Here is a 19,932-nt window from a genome sequence, read left to right as displayed (position 1 = left end):
GGCGTGAGCTACGCGAAGGTGCTCTGCGTCGGCCTGGTCGGGGTGACCGGGCACGTGGTGGAGGTGGAGGCCGACCTCGCCCCGGGGCTGCCGGCCGTGGCGATCTCCGGGCTGCCGGACACCGCCCTGCACGAGGCCCGCGACCGGGTCCGCGCCGCGATCGTCAACTCCGGCCAGCGCTGGCCCAACCGGCGGATCACCCTCAACCTGCTGCCGGCCACGCTGCCGAAGTTCGGTTCGGCCTTCGACCTGGCGATCGCGGTGGCGCTGCTCGGCGGCTCCGGCGAGCTGCCGCTGCTGCCGCTGGAACGGGTGGTCGTGCTCGGGGAGCTGGGGCTCGACGGCACCGTCCGGCCGGTGCGCGGGGTGCTGCCCATGGTGGCCGCCGCCGCGCGGGCCGGGCTGCACCGGGTGGTCGTCCCGGTGGGCAACGCGGCCGAGGCGGCGGTCGTCCCGGGCGTCCGGGTGCGCGCCGTGGACACGCTGCACCGGATGGTCGACTTCGTCCGGGACGGCACGCCCCTGATCGAGCCGCCCGGCCCCGCCCCGGTGGAGGGGCCGGACGGGCCGGACCTGTCGGAGGTGGCCGGGCAGGCGCTGGGCCGGCGGGCCCTGGAGGTGGCCGCCGCCGGCGGTCACCACCTGGCGTTGTTCGGGCCGCCCGGCGCGGGCAAGACCATGCTCGCCGAGCGCCTGCCGTCGATCCTGCCCGCGCTGGACGACGACGCGGCGCTGGAGGTCACCGCGCTGCACTCGATCGCCGGGCTGCTGCCGGCTGGCGGTCGCCTGCTGCGCCGCCCGCCGTTCCAGGCCCCGCACCACACCGCCACGGTGGCCTCCCTGGTCGGTGGCGGGTCCGGGCTGGCCCGCCCCGGCGCGGTGTCGCTCGCCCACCGTGGGGTGCTGTTCCTCGACGAGGCGCCGGAGTTCGGCAAGGGAGCCCTGGAGGCGCTGCGGCAGCCGCTGGAGCACGGCCGGGTGCAGCTCGCCCGCAGCCGGGGCGGCACCGAATACCCGGCCCGGACGCAGCTCGTGCTGGCGGCCAATCCGTGCCCCTGCGCGCGGCCGGCCGGCGACGCGTACTGCGAGTGCGCGCCGCTGGTCCGCCGGCGCTACCTCGGCCGGCTCTCGGGCCCGCTGCTGGACCGCATCGACGTGCAGGTGACCCTGCCGCCGCTGCGGGCGGCGGAGCTGATGGAGGCGGGGGCGACCGGCGAGTCGTCGGCCACGGTCGCGGCCCGGGTGGCGGCCGCCCGCCGGGCCGCGGCCGACCGCTGGGCAGGCAGCGGCTGGCGGGTCAACGCGGAGGTGCCCGGCCCGTGGCTGCGCCGGCCGCCGTGGCGGCTGCCCGGACGGGACACCCGGGAGCTGCGCGGGCGGCTCGACTCCGGGTCGCTGTCGGCGCGCGGCTTCGACCGGGTCGTCCGGATGGCGTGGACGATCGCCGACCTCGACGGGCGGGACCGCCCGCACGCCGACGACGTTCGGGAGGCGATGCAGCTGAGGATGGGGGACGGGGCGTGAACGGCGACGACGACCGGCTGGCCCGGGTGGCGTTGACCTGGTTGGCCGAGCCGGGCACCCGCTCAGTGCACCGGCTGGTCGACGAGCTCGGCGCGGCCGGCGCACTGGATCTGCTGCTGCGCGGCGAGGCACCGGACGACCGGCTGCGCGCCGCCGTGGCCGCCCGCTGCCGGGACGGGGACGCCCGGGCGGTGGCGGCCGACGCCCTGGCCCGCGCGCAACGGCTGGGCGCCCGGCTCGTCACCCCCGGCGACGGGGAGTGGCCCGTCACCGTCGAGCACCTGCGCCGGCTGGCCCTGCCCGGCGCCAACCGCCGGGTGGACGTCGAGACCGCGCCCCCGCTCTGCTTCTGGGTGCGCGGCGGGTGGCCGCTCGGCGACGCGCTGGACCGGGCGGTCTCGGTGGTCGGCGCGCGGGCCGCCACACCGTACGGGGTGCACGTCGCCACCGAGCTGGGCTACGGGCTGGCCGACCGGGACTGGACGGTGGTCTCCGGCGGCGCGTTCGGCATCGACGCGGCGGCGCACCGGGGCGCGCTCAACGCGGGCGGGCTGACGGTGGCGGTGCTCGCCTGCGGGATCGACCGGCCGTACCCGATGGGCAACACCGCGCTGTTCGACCGCATCGGCGAGACCGGGCTGCTGGTCAGCGAGTGGCCGCCCGGGTCGGAGCCGCTGCGGCCCCGGTTCCTCATCCGCAACCGGGTGATCGCGGTGGCGACCCGGGGCACGGTGCTGGTGGAGGCGTCGGCCCGCAGCGGCGCGACGCAGACCGTCAACCGGGCCCTCGCCGCCGGCCGGCACGCCATGGTGGTGCCGGGGCCGGTCACCTCCGCGATGTCGGTCGGCGCCCACGAACTGCTGCGCGATCACCCGTCGGCCCGGCTGGTCACCGGCGTGGCGCACGTGCTGGAGGAGGTCGGCCGGATCGGCGCCGACCTCGCCCCGCCCGCACGCGCCCCGCAGCGTCCCCGGGACCTGCTCGACGACGAGGCGACACAGGTGCTGGAGTCGATGCCCCGCCGCGGGGCGGTCGGCGTCGACCGGTTGGCCGCCCGCGCCGGCGTGGACGTCCGGACCGCCCTGCGCAAGCTCTCCCTGCTGGAGGAGCTGGGCCTGGTGCGCCGGTGCGACGACGGGTACGCGCTGGCCACCAGCCCCGCCCGCGCCCCGGCGAGGCCCCGGTGAGCCGCTGGCGTCCGGTACCACCCGCCGCACCGGCCCGGCCGCGTCGGTGCCCGGCCGGGCTCGCCGCGCGCTCGTAAGCTGAGCCGGTGCGAGGCCATGGACGGGTGCGGCGGCGGGTGGCGGGCGCGCGGGGCGGTCCCCGGTGAGCCGGGCCGGTCCCGACAGCAGGGCGACGCACGCGGCGCTGCCGACGCCGATGCGGGAGGCGGTCGACGACTTCGCCGACCACCTGGCCCGGGTGCGCAACCGCTCGGCGCACACCGTCCGCGCGTACGTCGGCGACCTGGTCTCCCTGCTCGACCACGCCGCCCGGATGGGCTGCGCCGAGGTGGCGGGCCTCGACCTGGGCGTGGTGCGCAGCTGGCTGGCGAAACAGCGCACGACCGGGGCGGCCCGCACCACGATGGCGCGCCGGGCCGCCGCGGCGCGCGCCTTCAGCGCGTGGGCCCACCGCGCCGGGCTGATGCCGACCGACGTGGCCGCGCCGCTGGCGAGCCCCCGTGCCCACCGGGAGCTGCCGACCGTGCTCCGCGCCGACCAGGCGGCCGCCCTGATGCGGGCACCGGCCGGCCCCGGGGACCCGGGAGGCGGAGTGCCCCCGCAGGGGCCCGGTTCCGCCGACGTCCGCCCGGCCGACCCGGCCGGCGGCGGGGAGCGGGAGGCTGCGGTGGCGCGCGGGGTGCTGCTGCGCGACCGGGTCCTGCTCGAACTGCTCTACGCCACCGGCGTACGGATCAGCGAGGCGTGCGGCCTGGACACCGCCGACGTGGACCACGGCCGCCGCGTGGTGCGGGTGCTCGGCAAGGGCTCCCGGGAGCGGTCCGTGCCGTACGGGGTGCCGGCGCAACGCGCCCTCGACGAGTGGCTGCGGGCCGGGCGGTCCGCCCTGGCCGGCCCGGGTTCCGGGGACGCGCTGCTGCTGGGGGCGCGGGGTGGGCGGCTGCACCCGACGACGGCGCGGCGGGTCGTCGCCGGGTACGCCGAGGCCGCCGGCCTGCCCCGGACCACCCCGCACGGCCTGCGCCACTCGGCCGCCACCCACCTGTTGGAGGGCGGCGCGGACCTGCGGGCGGTGCAGGAGCTGCTGGGGCACTCGTCGCTGGGCAGCACGCAGATCTACACCCACGTGTCGGTCGAGCGGCTGCGGGCCGCGTACCGGCAGGCCCACCCGCGCGCCTGAGCCGGGCGGTCCCACCCCGGCCGACGGGGGCCGACCCCGCGGCGGTCCGGTCCTCGTCGCAGGGCGCGGCCCACCGTGCCGGGCTACGATCATGCGATGAGCGCGCCGCAGCCGCCCGAACCCATCCCCGGCGCCCGGCTGCTCTTCTCGCTGGACCCGGCGGTGAGCCACCTCAACCACGGCTCGTTCGGCGCGGTGCCGGTCAACGTGCAGCGCGTCCAGCAGCGGCTGCGCGACGAGATGGAGGCGAACCCGCTGCGCTTCTTCGGGCTCAGCCTGGTGGACCGGATCACCCACACCCGCCGGCACCTGGCCGCCTTCCTCGGCGCCGACCCGGACGGCACCGCCCTGGTCGGCAACGCCACCACCGGCGTCGCCGTGGTGCTGCAGTCGCTGGGCCTGCGCCCCGGCGACGAGGTGCTCACCACCGACCACGGCTACGGCGCGGTCGGCTTCTCCGTCGACCGCGAGTGCCGGCGCACCGGGGCGACCTGGCGGATCCTGCCGGTGCCGTTGACCGCGACCGACGAGCAGGTCGTCGAGATCGTCCGCGCCGGGCTGCGCCCCGGCCGCACCAAGCTGCTCGTCGTCGACCAGCTCACCTCCGCCACCGCCCGCCTGTTCCCGGTCGCGGCGATCGTCGCGGCGGCCCGCACCCACGGGGTGCCGGTGCTCGTCGACGCCGCCCACGCGCCGGGCATGCTGGCGACCCCCGTGGCGAGCATCGGCGCGGACTTCTGGGTGGGCAACCTGCACAAGTGGGGGTACGCCCCGCGCGGCACCGCCGCGCTGGTGGTGGCGCCGCCGTGGCGGGACCGGATGGAGCCGCTGGTGGTCTCCTGGGAGCAGGATGCCGGTTTCCCGGGCAACGTCGAGTGGCAGGCGACCCTGGACTACACGTCGTGGCTCGCCGCGCCGGCCGGCGTCTGGACCCTGCGCAGCCTCGGCGTCGAGCGGGTACGCGCGCACAACGCCGCGCTGGCCGCGTACGGGCAGCGGGTGCTGGGGAACGCGCTGGGGGTGGCGCCGGCCGACCTGCCGGAGCCCGGCGGGCCGACGGTGGCCATGCGGATCGTCCCGCTGCCGGCCGGGCTGGCCACCACGATCGAGGCCGCCCGCGCGCTGCGCGAGCGGATCGCCGAGGAACTGTCGGCCGAGGTGGCGGTGATGTCCTGGGACGGTCGCGGCTGGCTGCGGGTGTGCGGCCAGGTCTACAACGCGCCGCACGAGTACGAACGCCTCGCCGCCCGGCTGCCGGCGCTGCTCGCCCAGCGCTGACGACCGGCACGTGCTGGCCCCTGCCCCGCCAGGCCGGCGACATGGGGGGCATCGTGGGGCCGGGATGCAACCATGTGCAGCGGTGAGACGCCACCCCGCAGGCGCGTGGCGTCGACTCGCCGACCGGGTGAGCGCGCCCGGGGCAGTCGAGCACCCCGGGCCGGGGCGACGGTCAGAGCGGCAGCAGCCGGACGGGGCCGAGGCCGAGCAGGGCCGTCGGGTCCAGGTATTCCTCGCCCCGGCGCAGGCCCCAGTGCAGGCAGGCCCGGTCCGGGCAGCCCACGTGCCCGGGTTGCAGCCGGCCCAGCGGCGCCCCCACCGCCACCGGGTCACCGGCCCGGACGCCGGGTGCCACCGGCTCGTAGGTGGTCCGCAGCCCGGCGCTGTGCCCGACGGTGATCACGGGACGCCCGGCGACCTGCCCGGCGAAGAGCACCACCCCGGTCCCGGCGGCGCGGACCACGGCCCCCGGCTCGGCGCTCAGGTCGACGCCCCGGTGCCCGGGCAGCCATGGCTGCGGCGGCGGCTCGAAGCGGCGGGTGAGGCGCGGCGCCCCGTCGAGCGGCCACCGAAAGGCAGGTGATCCGGAACCGGAGTCGGAGCCGACCGGGCCGGGAACAGCCGAGCCGGGAGCGACCGGGCCAGGAACAACCGGGCCGAGAGCGACCGGGCCAGGAACAGCCGAGCCGGGAGCGACCGGGCCGAAGCCGGAGGTGGCGGAAGCGACCGACGTGAAGCCGGAGGTGGCGGCGAGGAGGAACCCGCACAGGACGGTCCCGGCCGCCGCCGAACGTGACCAGCTCAGGCCCGGCGAGCCACCGCCCGCGCCGGGGCCACCCGCGCCGGTGTTCCTGCCCAGGTCGGTGCCGCCCGGCGCGTGCCTCGTCCACATGCCAGGCAGCGTGCCGGAATCCAGGGGTGCCCACCACCGCCCGCGGCTCGCCTGTGGACAACCGGCGTCGTTGTGGACAACCCCCGCCCGGCCCGATGATCTGCTATGCGCCGGTGGGCGCGGACCGCCTCCACACGGCACCGGTGGAGGTGACCACCGTCGGCGGGCGATGTGAGGGCTGGATCCGGCGGGCGGTGGGCGGGGCGGCGGTGGCGCTTCGCGGGGCTGGCGCAGCCGGGAGGACACGTGCTGGGCGAGCCCGGGTGCCGGGCGGTGCGGTGCCGGTGCGGGCCGGGCCGTCAGCCGCCGAAGCCGGAGTCGGCCGGCAGGGAGATGTCGGGCTTCTCCAGCTCCTCGACGTTGACGTCCTTGAACGTCATCACCCGGACATTCTTGACGAACCGGGCCGGACGGTACATGTCCCACACCCAGGCGTCGTGCATCTCGACCTCGAAGTAGACCTCGCCGTCGGAGTTGCGCACGTGCAGGTCCACCTGGTTGGCCAGGTAGAAGCGGCGCTCCGTCTCCACCACGTACGAGAACTGACGGACGATGTCGCGGTATTCCCGGTAGAGCTGGAGCTCCATCTCGGTCTCGTACTTCTCGAGATCTTCCGCGCTCATCGCACTCCGCCTTCCATGACCACATCCTCCCCCACCGGCGCGGGAGGTCGGGGCTGCTCGCCCAACGCCACGCCGACGGTACCCCTTGACGCCTCGAAACGCTCCATCGGCTCGACCGGCCGCGCACCCACCGGTCGGCGGGATCTGGGTGGCCGCCCGTCCACGCCGGAAACGGCGGCCACATTGACGTACGAGAACCTGTGCTCCCGGCACGGGCCGCGCTCCCGCAGGGCCGCCGTGTGCTCCGCGGTGATGTAGCCCTTGTGCTCGGCGAAGCCGTAGCCGGGGAACGCCGCGTCCAGCTCGACCATCATCCGGTCCCGGGTGACCTTGGCGAGCACGCTGGCCGCCGCGACGCAGGCCGCCACCCGGTCGCCCTTCCACACCGCCAGCCCCGGCACGTCCAGGCCGTCGACGCCGAAGCCGTCGGTCAGCACGTAGTCGGGGCGGGTGGCCAGCGAAGCGAGGGCCCGGCGCATCGCGGCGAGGTTGCACACGTGCAGGCCACGGGCGTCGACCTCGTCGGCCGGGATCACCACCACCGCGTACGCGAGGGCGCGGGCGACCACCTGTTCGTAGACGCGCTCCCGGCTGGCCGGGGTGAGCAGCTTCGAGTCGGCCAGCCCGTCGATCTCGCCGCGTCGCCCCTCGGGCAGCACCGCCGCCGCGGCGACGAGCGGGCCCGCGCAGGCGCCCCGCCCGGCCTCGTCGGCGCCGGCCACGTGCCGGAAGCCCCGGCGTTGCAGGGCGCGCTCCAGCGCGTACAGCCCGGCCTCGCGGCGCACGACGGTGCGCGGTGGGGTCAGCACGGCGTACCCCCGGCGGTGGACCCGACGTCGGCGGACCCGGCGGGCGCGTCGGCCGGGGCCGGCGGGCCGGACGCCTCGGGGCGCGCGGCGAGCGCCCGGCGCAGCAGCGCCGGCAGGTCGGCCGGGTAGTAGCGCTCGGTCGTGGCCGCCAGCTCGTCGAGCGGCCACCAGCGGTGCCCGGTGATGCTGGCCCGCTCGACGGCGTCGAAGCCCGCCGTGTCGACCTCCCACCCGGGGACCCGGACCAGGAAGAACTGCTGCTCCTGCTCGTAGTGGGCGGCGCCGAACGGGAACCGGATCCGCTCCTGCGCCACGGGCTCGCCCAGCTCTGCCGGGGTCAGCCGCAGGCCCGTCTCCTCGGCCAGCTCCCGGGCGGCGGCGGCCGCCGGGGACTCGCCCGGCTCCAGCCCGCCGCCGGGGGTCAGCCAGTATCGGTGGTCGGGCCGCGCCGGGTCGTGCCCGGCGAGGAGCAGCACCCGGCCGGCGGCGTCGACGAGCAGCACGCGCGCCGCGCGTCGGGGGGTGTAGACCGTCACCGTCCCAGCCTGCCAGACGCGGCCCCCGACGCCCACGCCCACCCGGGAGCCGCTGGGGTCGCGCGGGCGGGTCAGGGGTTCGGCACGTCGTCGAACGACTTCGGCACGGTGAGCCACGTGGCCCGGTCGACCGGCCAGAAGACGGTGAACGCCCGCCCGACCACCTGGTCCTCGGGGATGGTGGCGCTGTCGATGTTCTGGCCCGACTGCTGCCAGTGCTCCAGCGAGTCGCCGGACGCCGAGCGGTGGTCGCCCATCACCCACAGCCGCCCCTGCGGCACGGTGATGTCGAACTCCTGGTCGGCCGCCTTGTCCTGCTGTCCGTTGGCGGAGTAGATGTACGGCTCGTCGATCGGCTTGCCGTTGATCATGATCCGCTCCTGCGGGTCGCAGCAGACCACGTGGTCGCCGCCGACGCCGATCACCCGCTTGATGAAGTCCTCGCCGTCGGGGTTGCCGCTCCACTCGGTCGGTGCCTTGAACACCACGACCTCGCCCCGGTGCGGTGACCGGAAGTCGTAGACCAGCTTGTTGACCAGCACCCGATCGTTGATCTGGAGGGTGTTCTCCATGGACGGCGACGGGATGTAGAAGGTCTGGAGCACGAAGGCCCGCACCAGCACCGCTACCAGGATCGCCACGCCCAGGAGGATGGGCAGCTCCTTCCAGAAGGAGCCGCTCTTCTTGTCGGTCTGCTCGTCAATCACGGGTGGAGCCTACGTCGCCGCGAGCGCACCGGCCGACCGGAACGCGCGAGAACGGACAGCGCAGCCGACACCGGGACGAGCAGCAGCACACCACCCGTGCCGCTGGGCCGCACCGGGGCCAGGGGCTGCCCGGCCGCCGGGGTGGGCCCGGTGACCGTCGCGAAGGTCTCCGGCACCGGCAGCGACGCCCACCGCGACGACGGCCAGACCACCGCGAACGCCCGGCCGACGACGTTGTCGATCGGCACCGGGCCCTGGCAGCGGGCGTCCTGGGAGACGAGCCGGTGGTCGCCCATGACGAAGATCTGACCGGGCGGGACGACCACCTCGTCGAAGCGCCGCGACCGGCACTCGGCGGGGTTGGGCGGCAGGTCCAGCGGCGAGTCGCGGACCACGTACGGCTCGTCGAGCGGGATGTCGTTGACGGTGACCCGGCCCTGGGCGTCGCAGCAGCGCACCCGGTCCCCGGGCAGGCCGATCACCCGCTTGATGAAGTCCTTCTCGCCGGGGCGGCTCACCCCGACCAGGTCGCCGACGGTGCGGCCGAACTTGCCGACGATCCCGGGCTCGGGCTCCTGGACCTCCTGGGCGACCCACTTGTCGGTGCCCCGGAAGACCACCACCTCGCCGCGCTGCGGGTCGCGGACGTCGTAGACGACCTTGTTGACCAGCACCCGGTCGTTGATGAGCAGCGTGTCCTCCATGGAGCCGGAGGGGATGAAGAACGCCTGGAGCAGGAACGTGCGGATCAGCACCGCCAGGCAGAAGGCGACGATCAGCAGCAGCGGCAGCTCCTGCCACAGCGGCATCTGCCGGCGGGAACGTCGTTCCCGCCGACGCCACGGATCGACCGCGTCGCCCTCGTCAAGCGTGCGCACCATGCCACTCCCCGGTTCGCAGAAACGCCACTACCGCCCGGGAGCCTCGACGAGGCCCCACGGGCGGTAGTGGGACGATCCGCGACCGCGGCTCACGCCGCGACGCATCGATGCCCGCCTGCGCCCGTGCGACCAGCGTAACCGGGCCGGGCCCGTACGACATCCGCGCAGCTCAGGCGGCGTGGCGAGCGGGAAGTCAGCTCGGCTGCTTCTCGCGGCGCTCCTTGATCTTGGCCTTCTTGCCCCGCAGCTCGCGCAGGTAGTAGAGCTTGGCGCGGCGCACGGCGCCACGGGTCACGATCTCGATCCGGTCGATCGCCGGGCTGTTCACCGGGTAGGTCCGCTCGACACCCACGCCGAAGCTCATCTTGCGGACCGAGAAGGTCTCGCGCAGGCCGTCACCCTGGCGGCGGATGACGACGCCCTGGAAGATCTGGACCCGGGACCGGCTGCCCTCGACGACCCGCGCGTGCACCTTGACGGTGTCACCGGCGCGGAACTGGGGGATGTCGACCCGCTTCGACTGGGCGTCAAGGGCGTCCAGGATGTTCATCGCTGCGTCCTCGTGAGGCTCACGGCGCACCGTCAGTCGGTGCGCGAAGGGTGATTCTGATCCCCGGGTGGCGACCGCGGACGGCCCCGGTCGAGGATCCTCGCAGCCGCCCGCGGCGCGGGCGGTCACGGCAACCTCCCTACTTTGCCACATCCCCCGCCGGCAGCGGAAATCCGGCCCGGTCCAGGGCCGCCCGGTCCCGTTTGTCCAGGCTCGCCGGGTCGAGCGCGGCGAGCAGGTCGGGCCGGCGGGCGGCGGTACGGGTCAGCGCCTCGTCGCGCCGCCAGCGGGCGATCCGGCCGTGGTCGCCGGAGCGCAGCACCTCCGGAACCTCGTGCCCGCGCCAGGTCGCCGGTTTGGTGTACATCGGCGCCTCCAGCAGCCCGTGGGCGTGCGACTCCTCGTCCAGCGAGCCGGCGTTGCCGAGCACCCCGGGCAGCAGCCGGGTCACGGCCTCCAGGATCACCAGCACGGCCACCTCGCCGCCGAAGAGCACGTAGTCACCGAGGGAGACCTCGGTGACCCGCATCCGGGTCGCGGCGTGGTCGAGCACCCGCTGGTCGATGCCCTCGTACCGGCCGCAGGCGAAGAGCAGGTGCGACTCGGCGGCCAGCTCGTGCGCCATGGCCTGGGTGAACGGCTCACCGGCCGGCGACGGCACCAGCAGCCGGGGCAGGGTGACGCCGTCCGGGGCCAGCTCGGCCGGGGCGAGGGCGTCGAGCGCCTCGCCCCACGGCTCGGGCCGCATCACCATGCCGGGCCCGCCCCCGTAGGGCGTGTCGTCGACCGTGCGGTGCACGTCGTGGGTCCAGCTCCGCAGGTCGTGTACGGCCAGCCGCAGCGTCCCGGCGGCCCGGGCCCTGCCGATCAGCGACAGGTCGAGCGGGGCGAGGTACTCGGGGAAGATCGACACGACGTCGACGCGCATGCGCGGGTGCTCCAGGGGCCTAGAGGTCGAGCAGGCCGCCGGGCGGGTCGACGACGACGCGACCGCCGGCGAGGTCGACCTCGGGCACGATCGCCCTGACGAACGGGATCAGCGCCGTGCGCCCCTCGGGGCGGCGCAGCACCAGCAGGTCGGACGCGGGCGCATGGTCGATCTTGACCACCTCGCCGAGGTGTTCGCCGGCCGGGGTGACCGCCGCCAGCCCGACGAGCTGGTGGTCGTGGAACTCCTCCGGGTCCTCCGGCGGGGCGACGTCGGCGCTGTCCACCCCCAGCAGGGTGCCGCGCAGCGCCTCGGCGACGTCGCGCTCCAGCACGCCCTCGAAGGCGACCAGCATCCGCCCCTGGTGCCAGCGGGCGGACTCCACGGTCAGCGCGGCCGGGACCCGGAACGGCACGCCGGGGCCGGGAGCGGGGTTGGCCGGCGGCGCCGCGCCCGGCTCGGTAGCGAGTACCGAACCGGGCGCGAAGCGTGCCTCGGGCTCGTCGGTGCGCACCTCGACGGTGACCTCACCGCGGATGCCGTGCGGCTTGCCGATCCGGCCGACGATGAGCCGCATCAGTACGAGTCGACGATGTCGACGCGCACGCCGCGCCCACCGATGGAGCCGATCACCTGGCGCAGCGCCTTGGCGGTCCGGCCGGACCGCCCGATCACCGTGCCGAGGTCCTCCGGGTGCACGCGGACTTCCAGCCGCTTGCCCCGACGGTTGTCGACCAGCCGGACCCGGACGTCGTCCGGGTGGTCGACGATGCCCTTGACCAGGTGCTCAAGCGCCGGACGCAGTGCCATGTCAGGCCTGCTCGCCGGCGGCGTCCGCGGCGGGCTGCTCCTCGGCCTTCGGCGCCTGCTCGGCGGCCGGGGCCTCGGCCTTGGCGGCCTTCTTGGCCGGCTTCGCCGGGGCGTCGGCCAGGCCGGCGGCGGCCTTCGCCTCGGCCTCGTACGCCGCCTTGCGGTCGGCGCGCTCGGCGGCGACCTTCAGCGGCGGCGGGGCCGGCAGGCCCTTGAACTTCTGCCAGTCGCCGGTCAGCTCCAGCAGGCGCTGCACGGCGTCGCTCGGCTGCGCGCCGACGGACAGCCAGTACTGGACCCGCTCCGACTTGACCTCGATCACCGAAGGGTCCTCCTTCGGCTGGTACACACCGACGAACTCGATCGCGCGACCGTCACGCTTGGAGCGCGAGTCGGCGACGACGATGCGGTACTGCGGGTTGCGGATCTTGCCCATCCGCAGGAGCCGGATCTTTACGGCCACAGTTGTTTCGCTCCTGTTGCGATCTCACCGGCCCGGTCCGGGCGGTGCACGGGTGAGTGTCGACCGGCACAGTGGGGTTGGGCCGGAGACTGCTCGGTGGACTGGCGACGCGCCCGGGGTAGAGGGCGCCGGACGCGCGCCGGATACCAGCGACCCATTCTGCCAGATCGGGCCGGGATTCCTCACATCGGCCGGCCGGGCCGCCGCCCGACGGCACCGAAAAGAGCACTTCGCGCCGTTTGGGTGATTCGTGTCAGCGGGCGGGCGGGCGGTCCCAGCCGGGCGGCAGCGCCCCGGGCACGTCCCACCCGGACGGCGGGACGAAGTCGCACCAGGTGCCGTCGAACGGGAACTCACCGGCCTCGGCGCGGGCGATCACCCGCTTCCCCTCGGCCCGGACCGCGGCCTCGTCGGCCACCCAGTAGTCGGCGGGGAAGGCCAGCCGCTCGGCGAACTCCTCCTCGTCCTTCCACTCCCAGGTGCGGTCGGGCCGGATCACCACGTCGAGGTCCTGGTCGACCATGTCCACCCCGGCCAGGTCACCGTCGTCCCAGCGCACGCCGGGCTCCTCCAGGTTGACGTACCAGTGACTGAACCGGCCGGCGGCGTCGGAGAACCACCAGACGGAGTGCGCCTCGCCCACGGGCAGGAACTTCAGCAGCGCCGGCCCGTTCCACCGCCCGCGGGCCAGCCGGTACGACGAGGTGGCCCACTCGGTGAACGGCACCGCCCGCAGGCCGAGCCCCGCCGCGGTCACCTCGTTGGCCACCGGCGAGTCGCGGGCGACGTAGACCAGCAGGCCGCGCTCGTCGTCGCTGACCACCCGCCCCGTCCGGGCCCAGCCGATCCGGCCGCGCCGGACGTTGCGGTGCACGATCAACCGGCCGGGCGCGAACCTCATGGCACCGACCCTATCGGGCGACGCTCCCGGCCCGCGGCGGCACCGGCGGCGGAGGCGGACGACGGGCGGCGGGCGGACGGCGGCCCGGGAGCCCATGTTCCGACACCCGATCGGCCGTTGCGGGCTGTCGATCCCCGTCGCTGAATCGCTACCGTGTGATGGACGCGCGTCGTCGAGGGAAGGACGGGCCTGTGTCGGAGGACGTGCGGGTCCCGCAGCCGGGCCGGCGCGGGGGCGGGGCCGTCCGCCCCGTGTCCGCCGGGGCGCACGACTGAGGGGCGACACCATGGGAGCTCCACTGGTCACCGACGGCTTCGACGATCTCGGCCGGGCCCTGCGCTCCACCGTGCTCGAGGTGCTTCCCGGCGCGGACGTCCCCGGCGGCACCGCCTTCTTCGTCGCCCCCGGCTTCGCCCTGACCTGCGCACACGTGGTGGGCGGCCGGCAGGGTGACGTGCTGCCGGTGCGCTGGGACGGGCGGGCGCTGACCGCGCAGGTGGTGCACGCCGCCCCGTCCTCACCCGGCGGCCAGCCGGTCTGGTCCCCGCCCGACCTCGCCGTGCTGCGGGTCGCCGACGCGCCCGCCGGGCACCCGTGCGTCTGGCTCGGCGAGCAGCCGCCGCCGGAGGGCACGCCGCTGCACACCGTGGGCTTCGCCGGGGAGCACGCCACGGCGGAGGCCACCCCCGCCTGGCCCCGGTCGGCGGGCCCGCAGGGCGTCCGGGGGGCCACCGCGCTGCGGTTGCGTGGTGACGAACTCGCCAAGGGCAGCCCCGGCAGCCCGGTGCTGGACCTCACCACCGGTGAGGTGTGCGCGATGGTGCAGACCCCCCACCGGCCGGGTGACGCGTACGGCGGGCTGGCCATCCCCCTGGCCGAGCTGCGCGGGCTGCCCATCGCCCTGCTGCGCGAGCTGTGGCGCGGGCACGATCGGCACCACGGGGCCGACGGCAGTTGGGCGTACGCCATCGACCGGCTGCGGGACCGGCGCACCGAGACGGTCCGGCCCGAGGTCGCGGAGTTGCTCAACCCGGCGGCCCGGCTGCCGGTGCTGCGCGCCGCCGAGGAGGCGCGGCTGCGGGGGCTGCTGGCCCTGCTGCCGCCGGCCGAGGACGCGTACCAGCTCTACGAGCGGGCGTGCGGCGGGCCCGCCGCGCCGACGCCGGCGCAGCCGCTGCTGGACCGGCGCGACGTCATCGGCGCCCTCGACGACGTGGCCCGGGCCCGGCGCGGGGAGCTGCACCCGCTGCTGGTCCTCGCCACCGAGCTGATCCCCCGCTGCCGGGACGCCGAGCGGGCCGTGCTCCGGGCCTGGATCGACGACCTGGCCATGCGCCTCGGCCAGCGGGCGCAGCTCGCGAGGCACACCACCGCGTGGACGCCGACGCCGGCGGAGCTGTCGTCCGTGCTGCTGGAGGTCACCCCGGCGGGCCACGACCAGCAGCGGTACCTGCTGTCGATGTCGGTCTACCGCAGCCGCGACGACGTCCGCTGCCTCGACCAGCAGGACGAGCCGATCCCCGTGCCGGAGCTGGAGGCGGCGCTGCGGCGGCTGCTGCGCCTCGGGCTGGGCCACCTCGGCTGGGGCCGCCGGGTGATGGTCGAGCTGACCCTGCCGCCGGAACTGCTGGACCTGCCGGTCGACGAGTGGATCCTCGACCACGACCCCGTCCCGCTCGGGTTGGTCCGGCCCGTGCTGGTGCGGCTCGCCGACGACGAGGAGTCGGGCTCCCGGCCGGAGGCCGAGGAGCACTGGGACGCGCTGTCGGCGGACGGCGACGGCATGTCGTTCGCCACCGTCGGCTGCGGGGTCGACGTCGGGCCGACCTGGTTCTACGCCCACCTCACCCGCACCAACCCGGCGGGCGTGCTGCTGCCCGGCCCGACCACGGACCGGGCCCGGCGCACCCTGCTGGAGGTCGCGTTGCGGGCCGGGACGCCGGTGGCGCTGTGGAGCCGGGTCGGCTGCGAGCGGCACGGCGGCCCGGGCGGCGCGGGCGCCTGCCGGGGCGAGGCGTTCCTCGCGGACCTGGAGCCCCGGCTGCGGCACCGGCCGATCGGGGCGCTGCCCCTGGACGTGCGGCAGCTGCGGGCCGCGGCGGTGGAGGCACGCGACGAGAACCACTGCGGGCACCGGCTGGTCCTGCTCTGGGACAACCCGTTCCGGCGTTTCCGGGGCGCCTCGACGCTCGACGCGCAGTGGTGAGACCGGCGCGGGCCGGCCGACAGGAGGGAAGAGACGTGCAGGACTGGTGGATCTACCGGGGCACGGGTCGGCCCCACTCCGGGATACTCCGGCTCCCGCCTCCCCCGCCCTGGCGGGTGTTCGACGGCACCCCCCTGGTGCCGCCGCCGTCGAGCCTGGACGGTGGCGTCGGGCGACGGCTCGGCGAGCAGCACCGGGCGGTGAGCTACCGGCCCCGCCCGGACGAGCTGGAGCTGATCAACGCCGCGCTCTATCTGCGCCGACCGTTGTTGATCACGGGCAAGCCCGGCGTGGGCAAGTCGACCCTCGCGTACGCGGTGGCGCACGAGCTGGCCCTGGGCCCGGTGCTGCGGTGGCCGGTCACCAGCCGGTCCACCCTGGCCGAGGGGCTCTACAGCTACGACGCGATCGGCCGGCTCCAGGAGGCCAGCCTGCACCACCAGCTCGGCACGACGGGCGACCTGCAGATCGGCCGCTACCTGCGGCTGGGGCCGCTGGGCACGGCCCTGCTGCCGTACGAGCACCCGAGGGTGCTGCTGATCGACGAGATCGACAAGAGCGACGTCGACCTGCCGAACGACCTGCTCAACATCTTCGAGGAGGGCGAGTACCCGATCCCGGAGCTGCAACGGATCGCCGCCAGCCAGCCCCGGGTGGAGCTGCCGGTCGAGGGCAGCGACGACCTGGTCGGGGTGCACCGGGGCGTGGTGCGGTGCAACGCGTTCCCGCTGGTGCTGATGACCAGCAACGGTGAGCGGGAGTTCTCCCCCGCGTTCCACCGGCGGTGCCTGCGGCTCGATCTGGGGCAGCCGGACGCCGAGCAGCTCGGCGCCATCGTGGCCGCCCACTTCGGCACCGAGCCGACGGCGGACACCGCCGAGCTGGTGGAGCTCTTCCTGGCCCGGCGCGAGCGCGGCACCCTCGCCACGGACCAGCTCCTCAACGCCATCTACCTCACCGTCCAGGCGCCCGACGGCGGGCCGCCCGACCGGGAGCGGCTGGCGGACCTGGTGCTGCGGCAACTCGACGCGGGACCTGATTCCTGATGCGCACGGCCCGGCTGGTGGAGGCGCTTCGCGGCGGCGGCCTCGACGCCCTGCCGAGGGAGGTCGCGGAGGCGCTCTGGCTGGCCCGGTTCCTCCCCGGGGACGGCGCGTCGCCGTCGCGGGGGGAACCGTCGGCGCATCCCCCGTCGGGCTCCACCCCGGGGTCGGCCGCACCCGGGGAGGCCGACCCGACGGAGGCGGCCGACCCGACGGCGGGGCCGGGGCCAGGCTCCCGGGTCCACCCGGCCGGGGGCGGGGTCGACCCGCCGCCGGGGCCCGGGGCGACCACCCCGCCGCGCTGGGTCGAGCTGCACCTGCCGGCCCCGGCGGCCCCCGGCGCGGGCGCAGGCCGCGGGGGCGGCGGAGGGCTGCCGGTGCGCGCCCCCGAGCCGCCCGCCCTGGACGCCCGCGCGCTGACCCGCAGCCTGCGGCCGCTGCGGCGGCGGGTGCCGGACCCGCGCGCCGTGGTCGTCGACGAGGAGGCGACCGCGACGCGGATCGTCGAGGAGGGCCTGTGGCTGCCCGTCCTGCGGCAGGTGCGCCGACCGTGGTTCGACCTGACCCTGGCCGTGGACGCCGGGGCGTCGATGGCCGTGTGGCACCCCCTGGTCGACGACCTGGCGGCGGTGCTGGCCCGGCTGGGGGCGTTCCGGCGCGTGGAGCGGGTACGGCTGCCGTCCGGGCCGGGGCAGCGGTTCGAAGTGGGGGTGGCCGGCGGCCCGGGCGTTCCCGGGCACTCGATGCGGGAGCTGCTCGACCCGAGGGGACGCCGGCTGATCCTCGTCGTCAGCGACTGCGCCGGGCCGCAGTGGCACGACGGTTCGATGTTCCGCACCCTGCAGGACTGGGCCCGGCGGGAGACGGTGGCCATCCTGCAACCGCTGCCGCAACGGATGTGGCGGCGCAGCGGCCTGGTGCCGGTGCGCGGCAGGCTGACGGCGACGGACGGCGGTGCCGCGAACCGGCAGCTCCGGTTCACGCCCCGGCAGTGGCGGCCCGGCCGCGACCTGACCGGGATCGTGCCGGTGCCGGTGCTGCAGATCCAGCCGGACTGGCTGGCCGGGTGGGCCCGGCTGACCGGGACGGGAGCGGGTTCGATCGACGCCGTGATCACCCTGCCGCCGCAGCCCGGTCCGCCGGCCGCCGCCGAGCCGCCCGCCGGAGGAGGCCCGGAGGCGGCCGCCCACCGGCTGCGCCGGTTCCGGGCCACCGCCAGCCCGGAGGCGCTCCGGCTCGCCACCCAGCTCGCCGAGCTGCCGGTGACCCTGCCGGTCATGCGCCTGGTGCAGCAGGCCTCGGCGACGCCGACCCACCCGGCGCACCTGGCGGAGGTGCTGCTCGGCGGGCTGCTCGTCCGCCAGCCCGGCCCGGCGGGCGACCTGCGGTTCGACTTCCACTCCGGCGTCCGGCCGATGCTCCGGGAGCTGCTGCTGCACACCGACCTGGTGCGGCTGCGGCACGAGATCGCCCGGTTCCTGGCCGGGCAGATGGGCATCAGCATGCGGGAGTTCGCCGCGGCGCTGAGCGGGCCGCCGGGGACGACCGGCCACGCGGCCCTCGGCGCGCCCATCGGCCGCCTCCCGACCACCGTGCTGACCCGGCTGGGCGGTCGGCACCAGGAGCTGATCGCGTTCGTCGAGGACGGAGCCCCGGAGCCTCCGCACAAGGTCAACGGCACGCCCCCGACCGTCCCGCCCGCGTCCGGCGCGGCCGGGCAGGACCCGCCCGTGCAGGAGCGGGACCTCGCCGGCCTGGACGCGGCCATCGGGTCGCTGCGGCGGGCGACGGCCCGGGACCCGGCCCACGCTGACCTGCCGGAGCTGGCCCGCGCGTTACGGGCCCGGTTCCGGCTGACCGGGGCCTCCGCCGACCTGCTGGAGGCGGCGTCCATCCTGGAGCAGGTGGTGCGCGGCGGCCGGGGGGTGGGCGACCCCGAGCTGGTGCTCGACCTCGCCGAGGTCCGGTTGGCACTGTTCGCCGAGCGCGGCACGGCGGGCGACCTGACCGCGGCGGTCGGCCTGTTCCGCGGCGTCGTCGCCGCCGGCGGGCCCGGGGCGGGGGGCTCGCGGGCCGCCGTCGGGTTGGCCCGCGCGCTGGTGGTGCGGGCCGACCGGCTCGGCGCGGCGGCCGACCTCGACGAGGCGGTGCAGCTCTATCTCGCGGCGGCCGGGACGGCCACCGGCGCGGACCGGGACGACCTGCGGCTGCGGGCGGTCGACGCGCTGCTGCGCCGCTTCGTGCTGACCGGCGACCGGGCCGCGCTGCACCGGGCCGACGCGGTGGCCGGTGCGGCCGCGGACACCCCGGCGCGGCTCAGCCGCCAGGTGCGCCTGGCCGAACTGCTGCGCCGGGCCGCCGACGGCGAGCCGGGCGTCCTGCACCGCGCGGCGCAGCTCTACGCGGAGGCCGCCGGCCGCGACGGCGACGCCCGGGTGCTGCGGGGGCTCGCCGAGACGCACAGCGAGCTGTTCGCCGCGACCGGCGACCCGGCCGAGCTGGACGCGGCGCTGGCGGCCGCGCGGTCCGCCGTGGCGGCCAGCGACGGGGACGACCTGGCGTACGCCGAGTGCCTGGCCACCCTCACCCGGGTGCTGCGGCCCCGCGCCGCCCTGGACCACCGCGGCGCCGACCTGGACGAGCTGGTCGACGCCGCCCGCCGGTTGCTCGACGCGGTGCCCGGCTCCCACCCCGACCGGCACCACCACCTCGCCACGCTGGGCGACGCCCTCCGCCTGAGGTACGGCGCGGAGGGCGACGCCGGCGACATCCAGGAGGCGTGCGCCCGGTTCGAGGAGGCGGTGCGGGTCTCGCCGCCGACCGGCCCGGGGATCGCGGGGCTGCTCACCGACCTGAGTGACGCGCTTCGGGCACGGGCCGAGCGGTTCGGCTCCCGCGCCGACCTGGACGCCGCGCGTCTTGCCCTGGTGCGCGCGGTCGACGTGACGCCCGCCGCCGACCCCCGCTCGGCCGACCGGGTCCGGCTGCTGGCCGAGGTGCTGGTCGCGCTACGCGAACGCGCGGCGGCGGTCGCGTGCTACCGGCGCGCGGTCGAGCTGTACGGCCGCCGGCACGGCCCCGACGGCGACCGGACGGTGGAGGTGCGGGCCGCGTTCGGCGGGGCGCTGATCGACGCGGACCGCTTCACCGAGGCGCGGGACGAGCTGCGGGCGGTGGTCGACGTCCTGGCCCAGCGACTCGGGCCGGAGCACCGCCGTACCCTCGCCGCCCGGCACGCGGCGGCGCGGGCGCTGGTCGGGCTCGGTGACCTCGACGGCGCCCGCCGTGAGCTGCGGAAGGTGCTCGCCGGGCAGGCTCGCGGCGGGGGCGAGGACGACCCGGACGCGGTGGCGACCCGGAAGCTGCTGGACCGGCTGGCCGGGAGCGACTGACCGCACCGGCCGGGGCGGCGGG

18 protein-coding genes and 1 pseudogene are annotated in these 19,932 nt (G+C 76.4%); 7 read left to right on the top strand and 12 right to left on the bottom strand.

Annotated features, from left to right (window positions below; translation table 11 throughout):
* The first annotated feature begins 3 nt into the window (after nucleotides 1–3).
* The 4 genes from GA0070558_RS01500 (at nucleotide 4) to GA0070558_RS01485 (ending at nucleotide 5,169) form a co-directional block, all read left to right on the top strand.
* Nucleotides 4–1,524, top strand: coding sequence for a YifB family Mg chelatase-like AAA ATPase (locus GA0070558_RS01500; protein ID WP_077936641.1), 1,521 nt, complete (start codon nucleotides 4–6; stop codon nucleotides 1,522–1,524).
* Nucleotides 1,521–2,711, top strand: coding sequence for a DNA-processing protein DprA (locus tag GA0070558_RS01495; RefSeq protein ID WP_091274629.1), 1,191 nt, complete (start codon nucleotides 1,521–1,523; stop codon nucleotides 2,709–2,711). The genes GA0070558_RS01500 and GA0070558_RS01495 overlap by 4 nt, the downstream gene beginning before the upstream one ends.
* A gap of 196 nt (nucleotides 2,712–2,907) precedes the next feature.
* Entirely contained in the window at nucleotides 2,908–3,891 is a 984-nt protein-coding gene (locus GA0070558_RS01490) for a tyrosine recombinase XerC (protein ID WP_091274803.1), read from the top strand.
* A gap of 96 nt (nucleotides 3,892–3,987) precedes the next feature.
* A complete protein-coding gene (locus GA0070558_RS01485; RefSeq protein WP_091274625.1) occupies nucleotides 3,988–5,169 on the top strand; it encodes an aminotransferase class V-fold PLP-dependent enzyme in 1,182 nt (393 codons plus the stop codon).
* Between the two features lie 172 nt (nucleotides 5,170–5,341).
* Here GA0070558_RS01485 and GA0070558_RS01480 read toward each other — a convergent pair whose 3' ends face one another.
* The 12 genes and pseudogenes from GA0070558_RS01480 to GA0070558_RS01425 all read right to left on the bottom strand — a co-directional run bounded on the left by GA0070558_RS01480 (nucleotide 5,342) and on the right by GA0070558_RS01425 (nucleotide 13,269).
* Nucleotides 5,342–6,061 carry a murein hydrolase activator EnvC family protein gene (locus tag GA0070558_RS01480; protein WP_256091690.1) on the bottom strand — a complete coding sequence of 240 codons (720 nt, stop codon included), beginning with the start codon at nucleotides 6,059–6,061 and terminating at the stop codon, nucleotides 5,342–5,344.
* 299 nt (nucleotides 6,062–6,360) lie between these two features.
* The gene (locus tag GA0070558_RS01475) at nucleotides 6,361–6,684 is read right to left on the bottom strand and encodes a DUF2469 domain-containing protein (protein ID WP_007075222.1); all 324 of its coding nucleotides are present in this window, start codon (nucleotides 6,682–6,684) and stop codon (nucleotides 6,361–6,363) included.
* Complete coding sequence (locus GA0070558_RS01470) at nucleotides 6,681–7,493, bottom strand: ribonuclease HII (protein WP_091274622.1); 813 nt, start codon at nucleotides 7,491–7,493, stop codon at nucleotides 6,681–6,683. The genes GA0070558_RS01475 and GA0070558_RS01470 overlap by 4 nt, the downstream gene beginning before the upstream one ends.
* Nucleotides 7,487–8,029 carry an NUDIX hydrolase gene (locus tag GA0070558_RS01465; protein WP_091274800.1) on the bottom strand — a complete coding sequence of 181 codons (543 nt, stop codon included), beginning with the start codon at nucleotides 8,027–8,029 and terminating at the stop codon, nucleotides 7,487–7,489. The genes GA0070558_RS01470 and GA0070558_RS01465 overlap by 7 nt, the downstream gene beginning before the upstream one ends.
* 71 nt (nucleotides 8,030–8,100) lie before the next feature.
* Nucleotides 8,101–8,736 carry a signal peptidase I gene (gene lepB / locus GA0070558_RS01460; RefSeq protein WP_043962347.1) on the bottom strand — a complete coding sequence of 212 codons (636 nt, stop codon included), beginning with the start codon at nucleotides 8,734–8,736 and terminating at the stop codon, nucleotides 8,101–8,103.
* Nucleotides 8,737–8,745: 9 nt separating this feature from the next.
* Nucleotides 8,746–9,617: pseudogene (gene lepB / locus GA0070558_RS01455) on the bottom strand (signal peptidase I).
* A gap of 193 nt (nucleotides 9,618–9,810) precedes the next feature.
* Nucleotides 9,811–10,167, bottom strand: a complete 357-nt coding sequence (rplS, locus tag GA0070558_RS01450; RefSeq protein ID WP_043962345.1) for a 50S ribosomal protein L19 — start codon at nucleotides 10,165–10,167, stop codon at nucleotides 9,811–9,813.
* Between the two features lie 139 nt (nucleotides 10,168–10,306).
* Complete coding sequence (gene trmD / locus GA0070558_RS01445) at nucleotides 10,307–11,095, bottom strand: tRNA (guanosine(37)-N1)-methyltransferase TrmD (protein WP_043962344.1); 789 nt, start codon at nucleotides 11,093–11,095, stop codon at nucleotides 10,307–10,309.
* Between the two features lie 19 nt (nucleotides 11,096–11,114).
* Entirely contained in the window at nucleotides 11,115–11,672 is a 558-nt protein-coding gene (gene rimM / locus GA0070558_RS01440; RefSeq protein WP_091274610.1) for a ribosome maturation factor RimM, read from the bottom strand.
* Nucleotides 11,672–11,905, bottom strand: coding sequence for an RNA-binding protein (locus tag GA0070558_RS01435; protein WP_036374728.1), 234 nt, complete (start codon nucleotides 11,903–11,905; stop codon nucleotides 11,672–11,674). The genes rimM and GA0070558_RS01435 overlap by 1 nt, the downstream gene beginning before the upstream one ends.
* Nucleotide 11,906: 1 nt before the next feature.
* A complete protein-coding gene (gene rpsP, locus GA0070558_RS01430; protein WP_043962341.1) occupies nucleotides 11,907–12,368 on the bottom strand; it encodes a 30S ribosomal protein S16 in 462 nt (153 codons plus the stop codon).
* A gap of 253 nt (nucleotides 12,369–12,621) precedes the next feature.
* Complete coding sequence (locus GA0070558_RS01425) at nucleotides 12,622–13,269, bottom strand: ribonuclease FAU-1 family protein (RefSeq protein ID WP_077936634.1); 648 nt, start codon at nucleotides 13,267–13,269, stop codon at nucleotides 12,622–12,624.
* Between the two features lie 286 nt (nucleotides 13,270–13,555).
* Here GA0070558_RS01425 and GA0070558_RS01420 point away from each other — a divergent pair, with 286 nt between their 5' ends.
* From GA0070558_RS01420 to GA0070558_RS01410, 3 genes are read left to right on the top strand one after another with little or no spacing between them, the layout of a single operon-like run.
* Entirely contained in the window at nucleotides 13,556–15,475 is a 1,920-nt protein-coding gene (locus tag GA0070558_RS01420; RefSeq protein WP_176734054.1) for a VMAP-C domain-containing protein, read from the top strand.
* A gap of 35 nt (nucleotides 15,476–15,510) precedes the next feature.
* Nucleotides 15,511–16,521, top strand: coding sequence for an AAA family ATPase (locus GA0070558_RS01415; protein WP_091274604.1), 1,011 nt, complete (start codon nucleotides 15,511–15,513; stop codon nucleotides 16,519–16,521).
* Nucleotides 16,521–19,910: a tetratricopeptide repeat protein gene (locus tag GA0070558_RS01410; RefSeq protein WP_091274603.1), complete on the top strand. Its 3,390-nt coding sequence runs from the start codon at nucleotides 16,521–16,523 to the stop codon at nucleotides 19,908–19,910. The genes GA0070558_RS01415 and GA0070558_RS01410 overlap by 1 nt, the downstream gene beginning before the upstream one ends.
* Nucleotides 19,911–19,932: the final 22 nt, after the last annotated feature.

Source organism: Micromonospora haikouensis, from assembly GCF_900091595.1.
GTDB lineage: Bacteria > Actinomycetota > Actinomycetes > Mycobacteriales > Micromonosporaceae > Micromonospora > Micromonospora haikouensis.
The sequence above is the reverse complement of the archived record's forward strand: the minus strand, read 5'-3'. Positions and strand labels throughout refer to the sequence as shown.

What these genes read in the sequence shown, in the direction of transcription:
- GA0070558_RS01425 (WP_077936634.1), bottom strand. Translation starts at nt 13,269, where the DNA reads ATGAGGTTCGCGCCCGGCCGGTTGATCGTGCACCGCAACGTCCGGCGC.
- GA0070558_RS01410 (WP_091274603.1), top strand. Translation starts at nt 16,521, where the DNA reads ATGCGCACGGCCCGGCTGGTGGAGGCGCTTCGCGGCGGCGGCCTCGAC.
- GA0070558_RS01485 (WP_091274625.1), top strand. Translation starts at nt 3,988, where the DNA reads ATGAGCGCGCCGCAGCCGCCCGAACCCATCCCCGGCGCCCGGCTGCTC.
- trmD (WP_043962344.1), bottom strand. Translation starts at nt 11,095, where the DNA reads ATGCGCGTCGACGTCGTGTCGATCTTCCCCGAGTACCTCGCCCCGCTC.
- GA0070558_RS01435 (WP_036374728.1), bottom strand. Translation starts at nt 11,905, where the DNA reads ATGGCACTGCGTCCGGCGCTTGAGCACCTGGTCAAGGGCATCGTCGAC.
- GA0070558_RS01420 (WP_176734054.1), top strand. Translation starts at nt 13,556, where the DNA reads ATGGGAGCTCCACTGGTCACCGACGGCTTCGACGATCTCGGCCGGGCC.
- GA0070558_RS01490 (WP_091274803.1), top strand. Translation starts at nt 2,908, where the DNA reads ATGCGGGAGGCGGTCGACGACTTCGCCGACCACCTGGCCCGGGTGCGC.
- rplS (WP_043962345.1), bottom strand. Translation starts at nt 10,167, where the DNA reads ATGAACATCCTGGACGCCCTTGACGCCCAGTCGAAGCGGGTCGACATC.
- rimM (WP_091274610.1), bottom strand. Translation starts at nt 11,672, where the DNA reads ATGCGGCTCATCGTCGGCCGGATCGGCAAGCCGCACGGCATCCGCGGT.
- GA0070558_RS01475 (WP_007075222.1), bottom strand. Translation starts at nt 6,684, where the DNA reads ATGAGCGCGGAAGATCTCGAGAAGTACGAGACCGAGATGGAGCTCCAG.
- GA0070558_RS01480 (WP_256091690.1), bottom strand. Translation starts at nt 6,061, where the DNA reads ATGTGGACGAGGCACGCGCCGGGCGGCACCGACCTGGGCAGGAACACC.